Here is a 777-nt window from a genome sequence, read left to right on the forward strand (position 1 = left end):
CGCACCAGCCCTGCCGTGCTGCCGGCCTTGATCGTCGTGCCAACCTCGTTGCCAGTGGTCGTCGACTTGACGTTGCCGTCGGTGCCGTAGCCCTTGCGGATGTAGAAGTCGTCGCCCGCCGCCAGCGTGGCCTGCCCGCGCGGCGTGGCGATCTGGCCGGCGTTGTCGACCTCGCTGCCCAGCAGCAGCACATAGCCGCCGCCGCGCGTGGCGCTGCCCGGCTCGTGCGTGGCGATGCTCGCGCCCGGCCGCAGCTCGATCTTGCCCAGCGCGTCCTTGAACGTGGGCTGCCGGCCTTCGGCATCGGCATGGATGCCCTTGTCGCGGAACTGCTCGTCGGTGATGGTGGCGGCAGCCGCCACCAGGTTGCGCGCGTTGACCTGGCTGGTGCCGGTGAAGATCACGCCGTTCTGGTTGACCACCAGCACGGTGCCGTCGGCCTTGATGGCGCCATGGATCTCGCTGGGCTTCGCGGACGCGCCGACCACGCGGTTCAGCACCGCGTCGGACGCGTTCTGCTTGAATTGCAGCGTGGTGTCGCGGCCGACGTTGAAGGTGTCCCAGTTCAGGATGGCGCGCGACTGCGTTTGCTCGATGGTCACGACCTGGCGGCCATCGGCCGCGCTCTTCTGCGGCGTCTTGGCGCCTTCCCATTTGGCCTGCGCGCCCTCGGCCGCCCACAGGCCGCCCGGCGTCAGTCCGTCCGGCACGCCGGCGCCATTGGCGGCCGCCGCCGCCCGCGCGGCGGCCTGCGCCGCCTGCTGCGCGGCCACGGCC

Annotated in this window: 1 protein-coding gene; it reads right to left on the reverse strand. The window is 71.7% G+C overall.

Going from position 1 to position 777, the window contains the following annotated elements; genetic code table 11:
- The coding region (locus tag AC6LJ9_RS30615; protein WP_498150449.1) for a two-partner secretion domain-containing protein at window positions 1-777 on the reverse strand (777 nt) is incomplete at both ends.

The organism is Achromobacter sp. 1011811831 (assembly GCF_059760905.1).